Genomic DNA, 12,560 nt, shown 5'->3' on the forward strand with positions numbered 1-12,560 from the left:
GATGTTTGATGCTTTAATAATTGGTGGCGGTGCTGCGGGTATGTCTTGCGCTTTGGTTTTAGGCTCTGCGCAGCACAAGGCTTTTGCAAAAGATAAACGCATTGGCATCATCATGCATCAAAAGAATTCGCATTTACAAACGGCCTTATTTAACAATGTATTGGGTTTAACCCCCGGTACCACAGGCGCATCGGTACTTCAATCCGGAAAAGAACAACTCACTACGCTATATCCTCATGTGGAACAGATCCAAAACGAAAAAGTTCTGGAAATTTCAAAAATTGAAAGTGGTTTCGCTATCCGAACAAATAAAAATACTTACTCCTGTAAAATCGTAGTGGTTGCGGTAGGCTATACCAGTTTATTACGCATTAAAGGACTTGAAACTTATATGGAACCTCACCCTCGGGCAGCTATTGAAAAAGATCGTATCTGGTTAAAAAACACCGATCATAAAATTGAGGAGAATTTGTATGTTGCCGGTACTTTAGCCGGTTGGCGCAGTCAGTTTTCTATTGCCTCAGGAAGCGGCGCTCAGGTTGCTACCGATATTCTAACTCTTTGGAACGGTGGCAAACACACCAAAATTCACGATAAACTAGTCTAGGATATCTTCAGGATTTGGTTTTATACCGCGACTCAGTTTTTTCACCTCATCGATCATCAGATCATTCTGATTGAAAACCTCATCATAAGCACCCTGACCAAATAACTGATCCGCCAGTGCCGCTTTCAAATACTGTTTCACTTCGTCATGATAAGCAACGAAAGTAATTTTGGTATCGGTTCTTAAATTCACCCAATCCTGAAATTTGAATACGAGAGAATCACTTACCTTAAAATTCTTGATAAAATAATCTCTTGAAAAATTCGAATATGCACTGCGGTCCTTATCAAGGTATTCAAAAATAAAGAAGTTTATCAACCCACGACGTTTCAGAAAATTCAAGGTTTCATTCTGCATACTGGTATCCAGCGGAACAAAAATATCAGGGATGATACCGCCACCACCATAAACCACTTTACCGCCCGGTGTAGTATATTTTAACGAATCTGCTACTTCAATTTTATCCGGGTCTACAAGTTCCCCACTTTTTAGGCGCTCGTAATAATCGTCAAAATAATCTTTGTGGTTTTTACCGTAAGGTCGTTGAATAGAACGTCCGGTTGGTGTATAATATCTGGAAACTGTTAAACGCACTGCGCTGCCATCACCCAGGTCCATTTCGCGTTGCACCAAACCTTTACCGTAAGAGCGACGCCCAACAATGGTACCGCGATCATTATCCTGAAGCGCTCCGGCGATGATCTCACTGGCCGAGGCTGAGTTTTCATTGATCATCACATACAGCTTTCCATTTTCAAATGCGCCTTCATCGGTAGCATAGCTTTTATCAATATTACCACGTTTATTCTTGGTAAAAACGATGAGCTTTCCATCTTTTAGGAACTCATCAGCGATCTCTTCAGCTATATTCAAAAATCCCCCGGGATTATCACGTAAGTCCAAAGCCAGTTCTGTAGCACCTTGAGTCTTAAGTTTATCAAGTGCCGATTTAAATTCCTTGAATGTCGACTCGGCAAACTTATTAATTTTTATATATCCTAAAGTATCTGTAAGCATGTATGCCGCATCAACACTATTAATTGGGATATGGCTTCGTTTTACATTTATATCCAATAAATGGGAAACACCGCGACGATATACCTTGAGTTCCACATTGGAATTTATGGGGCCTTTCAGTTTATTAACAATATCCTTATCGGTCATATCCTGACCAAAAAGTGTGTCGTTATTGGCCATTATAATGCGATCGCCTCCTTTAATTCCAGCCAGATCACTGGGCCCTCCCGTAACAGGACGAATCACAGCAACCGAATCTTTATACGGATAAAAACTTACCCCGATCCCAACAAAATCCCCACGCATCTCTTCCGTTACACGTTGCATGTCTTCTTTAGGAATGTATACCGAATGCGGATCCAGATTATCTAAAATGCCATTAACCGTGACATCCACAATGCTATCGGTGTTCACATCGTCCACATAATCGTAATCAATGTAATCGATCAGGCGATTCAGTTTATCTTTTTTACTGTTGGTAGAGAACAAGCGATCCGGAGCGTCGGAAAAATTGAGTTTCCCGCCAATAAAAATCCCGGCTGCTATGCCTAATCCAATCAGTAATGGTAAATATTTCTTTTTGTAAAACATTAGTCTTCTAAATCTTCAATTTGCGCCAGTTCTACACCGGCCTTTTTCAAAAACTGCAGGCCCGAATCATCTTTGTAAGCATCGATATAAACCACCCGAACAAAACCCGCCTGATGCACTAATTTACTGCACTCCTTGCAGGGCGACATGGTAATATAAAGCGTTGCGCCACGACACGATTGCGTAGATGACGCTACTTTTAATATAGCATTGGCCTCAGCGTGCAATACATACCATTTTGTGTATCCGGCATCATCTTCACAATAGTTTTCAAACCCCGAAGGCGTGCCGTTATAGCCATCCGAAATGATCATTCTATCCTTCACAATAATCGCGCCAACCTGCCTACGTTTGCAATACGACAGTTTCCCCCATTCTCGAGCCATTCGTAAATAGGCTTTGTCGTATTTCAACTGTTTTTTTTTCGGCATTATAATTTTTTTTTGGGCGTTTCCCTACGGGTCTGGCTTTCGGCAGTCGCGCTTTGCAAGGCGCCCTAACTAAGCCTCAATCCCTGCCTGCCGGCAGGCCTAACGCAGACCCAACGCAAAGGTAAACGAATATAACGGGTTCGTATTTTAAATACAACCCTTAAATATCAAAATTTATGAATTTTTTATGATAACATGGCGCTATTCAGAATCATGGGTATCACTAAGCCCACCACTATCGACGAGATCACCATGATCCAATCACGTCGTGAAAACCGGAAGATCGTTTGAATAATGTAGCTAAGAAACAGCACAACAAACACAATAATAACTTGTGCGAGTTCAATACCCAAAGCAAATTCTACAAGTAAAGCTAATTTACTGGGGGCTCCAGCCGCAAACATTTTGAATTCTCCGGCAAAACCTAACCCATGGATCAACCCAAAGAACACTGCCGAAATTGATAGCAGGCCTACTTTTTCCTTTTTGCCACCACGATTTGCTGTAAACACATTGTAAAGCGCCATCACCAAAATGGTTATTGGTATTAAAAATTCAACAATAACCGAGTTTACGTAAACGACATCGTAGGCCGCCAAAACTAAAGACAAAGTGTGCCCTAAGGTAAACAAAGACACCAAAAGCAGCACACGACGCCAGTCGCGAAACAAATACGGCACGGTTAAGGAAATCAGGAAAAGTACATGGTCGTAAGCGTTAATGTCGAGTACGTGATCCATGCCGAACTCCACATTAAACCAAAAATCTTGAAGCATATTAATCAATTCTAGGGTTTGTGGGTGTCCAAATTACACAATTATCAAATAAAAAAGAAGTGCTTAGGCCTTTTCGTTCTTATATTTTTGCTCTAATTCCGATAACATGTCTTTCGTGATCGCTTCCAATGAAAATTCATGCTTCCAACCCCAATCCTGGCGCGCATAAGAATCGTTAATACTATTTGGCCAACTATCAGCAATGTCCTGGCGGTAATCGGGTTTGTAGCTTATTTCAAAATCCGGACGCACTTTTTTAATGCTTTTTACCATGTCTTCAGGCGTAAAACTTACCGCTGCCAGATTATACGACGAACGTATCTTCACCGATTCCGCAGGGGCTTGCATGAGGTCGATAGTGGCTTTTATCGCATCATCCATATACATCATAGGCAACTTGGTGTCGGGTTTTAAAAAACATTCATATTTGCCTTCCGTAATAGCTTTGTGATAAATATCTACGGCGTAATCTGTAGTACCACCTCCCGGTAAGGTCTTCCAACTGATGATCCCCGGATAACGCACACTGCGAACATCCACATTGTATTTATTAAAATAATATTCGCACCAACGCTCCCCGACTTGTTTGGTAATACCATAAACCGTAGAAGGCTCCATAATGGTGTATTGCGGTGTAAAATCAACAGGCGTTGTTTTTCCAAAAACGGCGATACTCGATGGCCAGAATACTTTTTTAATGAATTTAGCTCTTGCCAGATTCAGTACATTGAACAAGGATAACATGTTGAGATCCCAGGCTTTCATAGGATATTTTTCACCGGTAGCACTTAACATAGCTGCCATCATGTAAACGGTATCGATCTGGTATTTTTCAACACAGGTCTTCATACTGGAGTAATCCTGGGCATCAACAATTTCAAAATTTCCGGAATTCACGATATCCAGATTACTGTAACTGATATCGCTGGCAATCACATTTTCAGCCCCATATTCCTCTCGTAATTTGAAAGTTAACTCAGATCCGATCTGGCCACAGGCCCCAATAATCAATATTTTTTCGCTCATTTAAACTGAAGTTTATAAGAAAAATTCAAAAATAATAACAATTAAATGATAATGTTTCACTTTCGTCTTAAAATTTCGGATTCAAAATAAATAAAATAAAATCCCGTTTAATGAGCTTAAGTTAAGAATGAACTATTCGTGTATCTTTGTTTCAAAATGACATCCTATGAGATCCTATTGGCTTACAATTTGTTTGATGCTTTCCGTTTTAGTTGGTTGTAAAAACAAGGAAGATAAACAGGAACCGATACCCAAAGAGGTTACCGAAAAAATAATTAGCGAGGAATTGAGTCCGCAGGACATCGCCAAGCTCAAGCTCACGGAATTTGCTTTAGACCCTCAAACAAAACAGCGCATAAGCGATTGGCAGGCTTATAATAAACTGGATGACCTTATTATTAATGTGAAGAATGCCGACCTCAATTTGTTTTATAACGACGACGGCGATATGGAAACCCTGGTAAAAAATCTAAAAGGTAACATGCCTAAAAATATTCAAAGTGAAGCCACTGAAGCGCGCGTTTTAGCGATAGAGACACAACTTTTAAAACTGAAGAGTATAGCGAATTTGAGCACTACCAAAAAGCCGGAATTGTTAGCAAGCATTCATGGACTGCTGGAAGCTTTTTACAATCTGAACTTCCAAATGAACGCCAAAGTGGAAGCCGATAATATTACTATAGAAAAACCATAATCCTAAAAAATACCGAAATAAAAAAAGGTTTGACCTGAAGTCAAACCTTTTATTTTATATGCTTTTGTTGAGACTAATTTCCGGAGTTAGCCGCTTGTTCGGCCTGAGCTTGTAAGGCTTGTTTTTGTCTCAACATTTCCTGCTTGGTAATCTGTACCAAATTAAAGTTTGGCGCCGTTTTTAAAGCAGAATCTAATAGATCTATAGCTTTATCCAGATTTGCCTTTTTATCTTTATTGTAGGTATACAAGGCGTCCAGATACATAAAAGCGGCTTTTAAAGACACCTGATATGGCTGTTGTGTTTCGTAGTAAGCATGCTTCATTTCCGGCTTTACATTTGCAGCTCCCATATCGATGTATTTCTTGGCTTCATCTAAATTTTTGGTTTGAATATTTAGATCGGCCAACTCATAAGCGATCGATGGATTTGGATTTCGTTTGTACATTTCTTCAAACTGTCCCAAAGCTAACTTCGGTTGGTTCAAGGCTTTTAAAGAAATGGCTTTAACCTGCACAGCGATATCAGAATCGGCAGGCAACTTTTCGTAACCAATAGTATTTAAGGCCTGCATGTAATTTCCATCAGACATGTAAATGTAAGCCAGAGTGTCTTTTCGGGCTTCTGATGGCTGCATGACATTGAGGTGTGTTAAGGCATTAATTATACCTTGTGTATCGCCTTGAGCTTTCATTTGTTTGTAATAAGCTTCAAAGTGTTTCAGCATGGCTGAATTGTCCTGTGCATTCATTTGAATTCCTCCCAGCAAAAGCAGGGCAATGATCAACTTTTTCATTGTATTGTATTTAAGTTTTGTTTCGCTTCAATTTGAAGGCCTAAAACTATAAAAAAATAGTTTTCAAAGTCTTAAAAGAATGCTAATTATTTCGAATTACGGATACATGGCAATTTTCTTCCGCCGTAAGGCGAAAACAAAAAGAAAAACAGGCTAAAAAGCTCTAAATAAATTGATTATTGAATCGGTTTTTAACTTTTGCCAACCGGAAATTTTTAGGAAAATTGAATTTAATTAGCTATATTTCAAGTTACCAACATCTAAACTAAAGGAATTATGGGTTTTAAAAGTTTTCAAGGATCAAGGCGACAGCAGGGCAATAATGTTGCCGATAGCACACCGATGAAGGTGAGCGATTACATGACCACAAATTTAATTAAGTTCACACCGGATCAAACCATTGAAAGTGTGATGGAAGCGATCATTAAATATCGGATTTCCGGAGGCCCTGTGGTGAACGAAAAGAATGAACTGGTAGGCATTATATCTGAGGGCGATTGCATTAAACAAATTAGTGAAAGTCGTTATTACAACATGCCGATGCAGGATATGACCATCGAAAAATACATGGTGCGTAACGTAGAGACCATTGATGGTGACATGAATATTTTTGACGCGGCAAACAAATTCTTAAACGCGAAACGCCGGCGTTTCCCTATTCTTGAAAAGGGCAAACTGGTGGGACAGATCAGTCAGAAAGATATTTTAAAGGCTGCCATGGCCATGAAAGGTCATACCTGGAAATAATCATTTTCAGAAAATAATCTGAGAAGATTTTCATTTAATCCCAAGCGGTTTTGATTTCAATTCAGACAACCACTTGGTTCCATATTTTTTATTTAAATAATTAGAAATCATTTGGTTGTTAGCAACTGAATTTCTGTAAAAGATTGGATCAATCGCGCATGTTCCTTTTAATAGCCCTACACCATATTTTTCTTTAAATTTTATATAGTCTTGTGGCATTGAACTGTCAATACCGGGGATAATAAAATTTAGATTTCCTTTGGCAATTCGCTCCTCAATCTGCTCGTCGCTTAAGGTTAAATTTGAAGCCATGGATAACGCATAAAGTTCCTTAATATTCGTTTTTGTTTTTTCTAATAGGTGGATAATAATCGTATTATTTCTTTGGGTAATCCGCGATGGATATAACATTTTTATATTAAAATCTTCAGCCATAAAAACAAATTGGTACTTCCCTTTTGCAGGTAAAGTGATTTTGAAATTTTCCAGTTTGTCTACTTCAATTTTTTTATTTAATTCTGCAATAGTAAAAGTTCCTGAAGTAAATTCCTTATTTGTCAGGTTTTCAAAAACAACAGTTGCTTGAATTTCTTTTGCCAAAGCGGTTGAACTGATCAATGAAAACCCTAAAATCAAAATAATTTTACGCATGCTTTTTTAATTAAAGACGGGACTTATTTTCTTTTGTTGCAAATAGCCTTAAAAATGATAAAATCAACGCTTTACCAAGGCGTAATATTCATTTTCTAGTGGTAAATACCCATGATCGTACACAAAATAATACACCGTACCGGCTTTGGTAGTGTAAATACTCGTAAAATAATTAAAATCGAAACCGGCGGCAACGAGCTTGGCTCTTGAGGTCTTTGTTTTTTGATCCGGATTGAGTTCTTTCAGGATCCGGTAATTTTTGCGAAGCCGGTTATTGGTGTTACGGATCAGGTTCTTGCTATCTTTATTAACCCGGTTATTATAGGCGTTCCGGCAGGCATCACTACAGAATTTCTTATCAATTCTCCCGATAATCTTTTCACCACATTCTAAGCATTGTTTAGGCATAATACATTGGTTTTAATTTATGAATCTGGTGGGTTTAATTTTTATCTCTTTCAATTATTGGTATGGTTTCATCATCACTTTTTTCCATATAAATTGGTGTTTTTTCTGCTTCATTTCTGAGATCCTCACATGTTACTTTTTTCGCCCGACTTTTAAATTCTCCGAGGGTTTCTTTTTTCCAGGAATCAAAATTCAAAAGATCAACCTCCTTCATTCGGAACTTTTTTTTAGTCAATAAAAGCGTATCAAATCCCCATGCATTTAAAACAACAAGTTTAAGTTTATCGCCCGATGGAACTATTGGTTTAATTACAACAGAATCAACTAAAAGAACCGGGTTATTTTCTAAATTCCATGAAGACCATACCATAAAACTATCTTTTAACTTATTTTTATAAAGTGCCATTCCCTCATCTTTTGATGACATGTATAGCACATAATCTTTTGTGATTTGATACTCGTTGTAACTTCCTGATCTGGTACACAAGGTCCAGGTCCCTACAACAGATTTTAAGGACTTTTTAGAGTTTTCACAACTGAGAAAAGATAAAATTAATATTATTGCTAATAAATACTTCGCCATTTTACCTGCTTAAATAGATTTCAATTCCTTTATGCTTTCCGATCCACAGATTTTCAATATTCTAAATTAGTAAATAAACAAGGTCCGGGAAAATCCTGATCGCAATTATTAAAGGGGGTTGCAAAAATTCACGGCAGATAAAAGTTAGCAATAACTTTCTCTTTCCCAATTTTATGACCTCTTAATGAGCATACAAAAAGGCATCAATATCTTCCATTAATGGGGACATAACCGTTGCGATCATTAAAACAAAAGACAGGATAGTAAAAACTATGCCTAAAATTGTGGCTTTATGTATTTTTCTCAGCGTTACTAAATCATAAAGGATAGGAACTAAAATCCAAATTAGAACGGTTATTAAAAGCATAAATCCATCAGTTAAATCAAAAAGAAATTTGACACGCGTAGTTGCGGGAACGATCAAATTCAGTAAGGCCATGAGCATTAACCGTTTATGGGTTTCTTGTTTCCCTCTGTTCACTGCCCAAATGCTCGCAAAAAACAATATTGCAAAACATAAGACATCTCTGCTTTCTCCAACAAATCTTTGAGCTGAACCCCATTGATAGGTTATAACAATAGAAAATATCGTGGTGATAACAACCAGTATTGTGGCTAATCTTAAATTACTTCTATGCTTTTCCAATCGCCTTTTTGTAATGAGCCATGATTGATAAGAAAAAAGCATGAGCCACCCTAAAGCTGATAAAATATGAATAACAACAAATGGTTTTAGATAACGCTCTAAACGGTCAGTATCCACCATAGAAAGGGAACCAAAGGCAAGAATTACAAAAGTTAGTGCCGCGATACTTATATACCACATGAGTTTTGACTGTTGTTTCACTTTAATTTTTTCCATTTTTAATGTATTGTTAAAAGCTCAGGTTAACATGGTTAGGCTTGGTAGTATCATAATTTTCCAGCTATCATTTTAAGACCTAATTTAGAAAATAGGATTTAAACCATAGAAATTTGTACTGAATTACAAGTAGTTGTAGAGGTAATAGGTTTTTCCTGTTAGTCTGTTTTCTTTATTTTAATTCTTTCACCAAAAGATTTAATAATTCGATAGCTTTTATTTTTTCTTCTTTCATCCACTTTATGTAAATACCTCGAAACCGTATAGATTTGTTGATATCATTTTTCACCAATCGGCTATTTTTTAATTCTTCAAAATTAAAATCAGCTATTAATCTATCGCTGAAAACGAAATCTAAATCTACATGCGTATGAACATCATTTATCGCCATTAATTGAAGTGATTCACCAAATTTATTTGCTTTTTCACTACTTGATTTTACATAGTCAAGATATTGCTGAAACTTTGAGTTCAATTCATTATTTATATTAATTAAAACACCCTCTGACAATTTAGAATTATTCTTTTCGATATTTTTAAAGACAGGTGTTAATATGGCAAAATTTACAAGAGCCCTACTCACAATCTCACGCTTTTCTTGATTAATATCCGTAGGCTCTCTTAAATATTGTAGTGTTTTAATTAAGTCTTCATTTATTCCCTCGTAATAAGGAATTATCTCAACTAATGCCAAAGTATCCAAAGCAATTTCGTCACGAAGATTACTTAAAAATTTAATATTCTCAATATTTGATTTTCGCTCATCATTCCAGTTGTTGATCTGTAAAGCAATCAAAATTCCTATAACCACAAGAACGATTTCACCTAAGGCATATTTAAGATATTTTACTTTTTTACCTTCAGCAAGCAAATTTTTGCGGATTTTTCTAAATAATTTTATCATGGATAATCAGCTTTTTGTTATTTCTTCATCAATCAATACAATCAATTTTTTATTCAAATCTTTCATACGCTGATAATCGCCTAATATGATGGAGTTTGTAAATATGGATAAAACAAATCCATTTTTGAATATTTTATTTTCTAAAAGCCCGTTTAATTCCTCTCTGGAGAGGGTCAGGTCTTTATTAAATTCCCCATTAGCCATATAACTTCCATAGCTTTGCGCCAAGGGATCCAGATCTACATATTCAAAGAACGGTTTATAAAGATATTCTTCATAATCGTGTTTCAGATGGTCTCTATCCGAGGCAATTTTTTTATAAATAAGGTCCAGATTAAGCAATCCGTTTTTTATGGAGTCATTTGAAATTAGGGTTAAATTACCGGAATTCACCAACTCCAGATAAGTATTGTTAATTCTTTGAAAGGCCTGCCAGATTTCAACATTAAAATTATGGTAATTAAAAAGTTGAAGATTCTCCACCGGTTTGCCATTAAAATGTTTCAGAATGATCTGGGCCGACTTTACCATGCTGTTTCTTTTTTCAATATAGTTGTCGAGCTCCTCTCCCTCGAGAATCAAATCCGCCTTTAGGTTTTTCAAGAATTGAATTTCTTTAACACGTTGTTTATTTACCTCGTTATAATTATTGATCTGCAAGGCAATAAGGATCCCGATAACAACCAGGATAATTTCGCCCATAGCGTATTTTAAGTAGTTAAATGTTTTCCCCCGGGAAAGCATGTTTTGGCGAATTTTTCTGAAGAATTTTATCATTGGTTCATTCGTTGTAAGTATAAAACCTGGATATTAACTTATAATTCTACTTGGAGCTATCCTCAATTTCATGAATTATTTCTTTTGAAAGGTTTATTGTATTTGTGTAAAAATCAGCAATAAGATTGCATTGATAGCGTCTGTTCATAACCATTATTTCCAAACGTTTATCCGCTATAACGCTTTCTAAATCAATGTGAGGTTTCCTTGGGTCGTCTTTATAATATGCTGCCTGGCGGTGCCAGGGATTCGTTTTGTTATAAATCCAATAAAAGTGTTCTTTTACATAAGGTTCGTACATTGTTTTTATTTCCGTATTAGCATTGAGCTCCCTACTTTTTAATTGTTCTATATATCTATAATAATTTAGCAGTTTAGCTTGAAGGCTGTCATCAATAAATGACATGCCATTAGAGTTCAAAAGCGCATTTATTCCACTTTCGTTGATCTCCAGATTGCGTTCAAACATTAAATAAATCAAATACATTTGAACATTATTATCTACCGGTTTTAGCGTTTTAAATTGGTCTAAAAAGTCATTTGAATAATCAATTGTTGTTTGTGTTTCAGACAATAATCTTTTGGCCTGTTGCATATCATCCTCAAGATTAAGTTTTACGGTTTCTAAATGCTTTTTTGCTTGAATAACATTCTTTTTATTTTCATTCCAATTGTTAACCTGCAAGGCTATTAGAATTCCAATAACTACAAGTGCTATTTCTCCAATAGCATATTTTACGTAGTTTACTACTTTCCCTTGGGAAATTAAGTTTTGCCTTATTTTTCTAAAGAATTTCATCATGGGCTAGGTCGTCGTCATTTTTAAATACAAGGGTTTGGTTATTTGTTTCTAGATTTAAGCTCTTCTTCAATTTTTTTAATTACCCGGTCTATAGCCTCCATAGTTTGGATTTCTACATCTATTTTTTTACCTCTATTATAGAGTGTTAATTGTAAATTTTTTAAAAGATTATTGTCTCTTAAGAATTCATCGTAATCTTTTATTTTCAATTTATAAATCTTTATTGAGTCAGCATTTTTAAAGCCATATTTTGTGGGTTGACTATAATCAGCGAACAAATATTTGTTTTGATAAGGAAATAAAAGCTTCGAAATGTTATATCCGGAACGATTCATTCCAAGTTCATCATCTAAACGCTTTAAATCCAGTTGAAACAAATTAGTGATTGCTATACGTAAGCTGTCATTAGATAAGGTATTTATACCCATGTTTTTAAGGTTTTCAAAAGCACTTGTTTTAGGAATTATCTGAAAGTCAAGACCAGAATTAGTGAATGAATTATAAATAGTATCTGAATTTGGCTTTTTATTACGGATGTCATTAACAAGATCCTGATTTAACTCAAATATTTTTCTGTGTTCTGAAACTGTTTTTTGGATATCGCTTTTGGTTTGCTGTAAATCACTTTTAAGTTCCAAATAAATCTGAATTTCTTGTTTTCGTAATTTCCTGTTTTCGTTCCAATTATTAATCTGAAGAGCTATCAAAATACCAATAACAACAAGTACAATTTCGCCAAAAGCGTATTTTAAGTAATTCACTGTTTTTCCTTCAGAAAGCAGATTTTGGCGAATTCTTCTAAAGAATTTGATCATCAATGGTTAGTTTCTTTAAAGATATGATTTTTAATTAATTGAGGTTACAAAATATTTCAACTTAAAATTTTGT

Annotated in this window: 16 protein-coding genes; 3 read left to right on the forward strand and 13 right to left on the reverse strand. The window is 35.9% G+C overall.

The annotated features are described in order from the left end of the window. The first annotated feature begins 1 nt into the window (after position 1). Complete coding sequence (locus ABD682_RS02005; RefSeq protein ID WP_344738458.1) at positions 2-607, forward strand: FAD-dependent oxidoreductase; 606 nt, start codon at positions 2-4, stop codon at positions 605-607. Here ABD682_RS02005 and ABD682_RS02010 read toward each other — a convergent pair. The 4 genes from ABD682_RS02010 to ABD682_RS02025 form a co-directional block, all read right to left on the reverse strand. Further along, a complete protein-coding gene (locus tag ABD682_RS02010) occupies positions 599-2,215 on the reverse strand; it encodes a S41 family peptidase (protein ID WP_344738459.1) in 1,617 nt (538 codons plus the stop codon). The genes ABD682_RS02005 and ABD682_RS02010 overlap by 9 nt on opposite strands. Next, positions 2,215-2,646 (reverse strand): deoxycytidylate deaminase, encoded by a 432-nt coding sequence (locus tag ABD682_RS02015; protein WP_344738460.1) that lies wholly within the window; start codon positions 2,644-2,646, stop codon positions 2,215-2,217. The genes ABD682_RS02010 and ABD682_RS02015 overlap by 1 nt, the downstream gene beginning before the upstream one ends. A 185-nt stretch (positions 2,647-2,831) precedes the next feature. Continuing rightward, complete coding sequence (locus tag ABD682_RS02020) at positions 2,832-3,422, reverse strand: HupE/UreJ family protein (RefSeq protein ID WP_344738461.1); 591 nt, start codon at positions 3,420-3,422, stop codon at positions 2,832-2,834. Positions 3,423-3,485: 63 nt separating this feature from the next. Then, the gene (locus tag ABD682_RS02025; protein WP_344738462.1) at positions 3,486-4,448 is read right to left on the reverse strand and encodes an NAD-dependent epimerase/dehydratase family protein; all 963 of its coding nucleotides are present in this window, start codon (positions 4,446-4,448) and stop codon (positions 3,486-3,488) included. A 166-nt stretch (positions 4,449-4,614) separates the two neighbouring features. Here ABD682_RS02025 and ABD682_RS02030 point away from each other — a divergent pair, with 166 nt between their 5' ends. Beyond that, positions 4,615-5,142, forward strand: coding sequence for a hypothetical protein (locus ABD682_RS02030; protein ID WP_344738463.1), 528 nt, complete (start codon positions 4,615-4,617; stop codon positions 5,140-5,142). A 73-nt stretch (positions 5,143-5,215) separates the two neighbouring features. Here the strand turns inward: ABD682_RS02030 and ABD682_RS02035 are convergent, their stop codons facing one another. After that, positions 5,216-5,938 (reverse strand): hypothetical protein, encoded by a 723-nt coding sequence (locus ABD682_RS02035; protein WP_344738465.1) that lies wholly within the window; start codon positions 5,936-5,938, stop codon positions 5,216-5,218. 276 nt (positions 5,939-6,214) lie between these two features. Here ABD682_RS02035 and ABD682_RS02040 point away from each other — a divergent pair, with 276 nt between their 5' ends. Further along, the gene (locus ABD682_RS02040) at positions 6,215-6,685 is read left to right on the forward strand and encodes a CBS domain-containing protein (protein WP_344738467.1); all 471 of its coding nucleotides are present in this window, start codon (positions 6,215-6,217) and stop codon (positions 6,683-6,685) included. 30 nt (positions 6,686-6,715) lie between these two features. Here the strand turns inward: ABD682_RS02040 and ABD682_RS02045 are convergent, their stop codons facing one another. The 8 genes from ABD682_RS02045 to ABD682_RS02080 form a co-directional block, all read right to left on the reverse strand. Next, a complete protein-coding gene (locus ABD682_RS02045; protein ID WP_344738469.1) occupies positions 6,716-7,336 on the reverse strand; it encodes an FEKKY domain-containing protein in 621 nt (206 codons plus the stop codon). 63 nt (positions 7,337-7,399) lie between these two features. Next, entirely contained in the window at positions 7,400-7,744 is a 345-nt protein-coding gene (locus ABD682_RS02050) for a hypothetical protein (RefSeq protein WP_344738471.1), read from the reverse strand. A 34-nt stretch (positions 7,745-7,778) separates the two neighbouring features. Next, positions 7,779-8,327: a hypothetical protein gene (locus ABD682_RS02055; RefSeq protein WP_344738473.1), complete on the reverse strand. Its 549-nt coding sequence runs from the start codon at positions 8,325-8,327 to the stop codon at positions 7,779-7,781. Positions 8,328-8,508: 181 nt separating this feature from the next. Next, a complete protein-coding gene (locus ABD682_RS02060) occupies positions 8,509-9,189 on the reverse strand; it encodes a hypothetical protein (protein WP_344738475.1) in 681 nt (226 codons plus the stop codon). 172 nt (positions 9,190-9,361) lie between these two features. Next, entirely contained in the window at positions 9,362-10,093 is a 732-nt protein-coding gene (locus ABD682_RS02065; RefSeq protein ID WP_344738477.1) for a DUF6090 family protein, read from the reverse strand. A gap of 6 nt (positions 10,094-10,099) precedes the next feature. Continuing rightward, positions 10,100-10,795 (reverse strand): DUF6090 family protein, encoded by a 696-nt coding sequence (locus ABD682_RS02070; RefSeq protein ID WP_344738479.1) that lies wholly within the window; start codon positions 10,793-10,795, stop codon positions 10,100-10,102. Between the two features lie 121 nt (positions 10,796-10,916). Further along, on the reverse strand, positions 10,917-11,672 hold the full coding sequence (locus tag ABD682_RS02075) for a DUF6090 family protein (RefSeq protein WP_344738482.1): 756 nt from the start codon (positions 11,670-11,672) through the stop codon (positions 10,917-10,919). Positions 11,673-11,710: 38 nt separating this feature from the next. After that, positions 11,711-12,433, reverse strand: coding sequence for a DUF6090 family protein (locus ABD682_RS02080; protein WP_344738484.1), 723 nt, complete (start codon positions 12,431-12,433; stop codon positions 11,711-11,713). Positions 12,434-12,560: the final 127 nt, after the last annotated feature.

Source organism: Gaetbulibacter aestuarii, from assembly GCF_039537665.1.
Lineage (GTDB): Bacteria > Bacteroidota > Bacteroidia > Flavobacteriales > Flavobacteriaceae > Gaetbulibacter_A > Gaetbulibacter_A aestuarii.

Coding starts and splice junctions, on each gene's coding strand:
- ABD682_RS02025 (WP_344738462.1), bottom strand. CDS start 4,448: ATGAGCGAAAAAATATTGATTATTGGGGCCTGTGGCCAGATCGGATCT.
- ABD682_RS02020 (WP_344738461.1), bottom strand. CDS start 3,422: ATGCTTCAAGATTTTTGGTTTAATGTGGAGTTCGGCATGGATCACGTA.
- ABD682_RS02060 (WP_344738475.1), bottom strand. CDS start 9,189: ATGGAAAAAATTAAAGTGAAACAACAGTCAAAACTCATGTGGTATATA.
- ABD682_RS02075 (WP_344738482.1), bottom strand. CDS start 11,672: ATGATGAAATTCTTTAGAAAAATAAGGCAAAACTTAATTTCCCAAGGG.
- ABD682_RS02070 (WP_344738479.1), bottom strand. CDS start 10,795: ATGGGCGAAATTATCCTGGTTGTTATCGGGATCCTTATTGCCTTGCAG.
- ABD682_RS02065 (WP_344738477.1), bottom strand. CDS start 10,093: ATGATAAAATTATTTAGAAAAATCCGCAAAAATTTGCTTGCTGAAGGT.
- ABD682_RS02010 (WP_344738459.1), bottom strand. CDS start 2,215: ATGTTTTACAAAAAGAAATATTTACCATTACTGATTGGATTAGGCATA.
- ABD682_RS02040 (WP_344738467.1), top strand. CDS start 6,215: ATGGGTTTTAAAAGTTTTCAAGGATCAAGGCGACAGCAGGGCAATAAT.
- ABD682_RS02055 (WP_344738473.1), bottom strand. CDS start 8,327: ATGGCGAAGTATTTATTAGCAATAATATTAATTTTATCTTTTCTCAGT.
- ABD682_RS02015 (WP_344738460.1), bottom strand. CDS start 2,646: ATGCCGAAAAAAAAACAGTTGAAATACGACAAAGCCTATTTACGAATG.
- ABD682_RS02035 (WP_344738465.1), bottom strand. CDS start 5,938: ATGAAAAAGTTGATCATTGCCCTGCTTTTGCTGGGAGGAATTCAAATG.
- ABD682_RS02030 (WP_344738463.1), top strand. CDS start 4,615: ATGAGATCCTATTGGCTTACAATTTGTTTGATGCTTTCCGTTTTAGTT.
- ABD682_RS02045 (WP_344738469.1), bottom strand. CDS start 7,336: ATGCGTAAAATTATTTTGATTTTAGGGTTTTCATTGATCAGTTCAACC.
- ABD682_RS02050 (WP_344738471.1), bottom strand. CDS start 7,744: ATGCCTAAACAATGCTTAGAATGTGGTGAAAAGATTATCGGGAGAATT.
- ABD682_RS02005 (WP_344738458.1), top strand. CDS start 2: ATGTTTGATGCTTTAATAATTGGTGGCGGTGCTGCGGGTATGTCTTGC.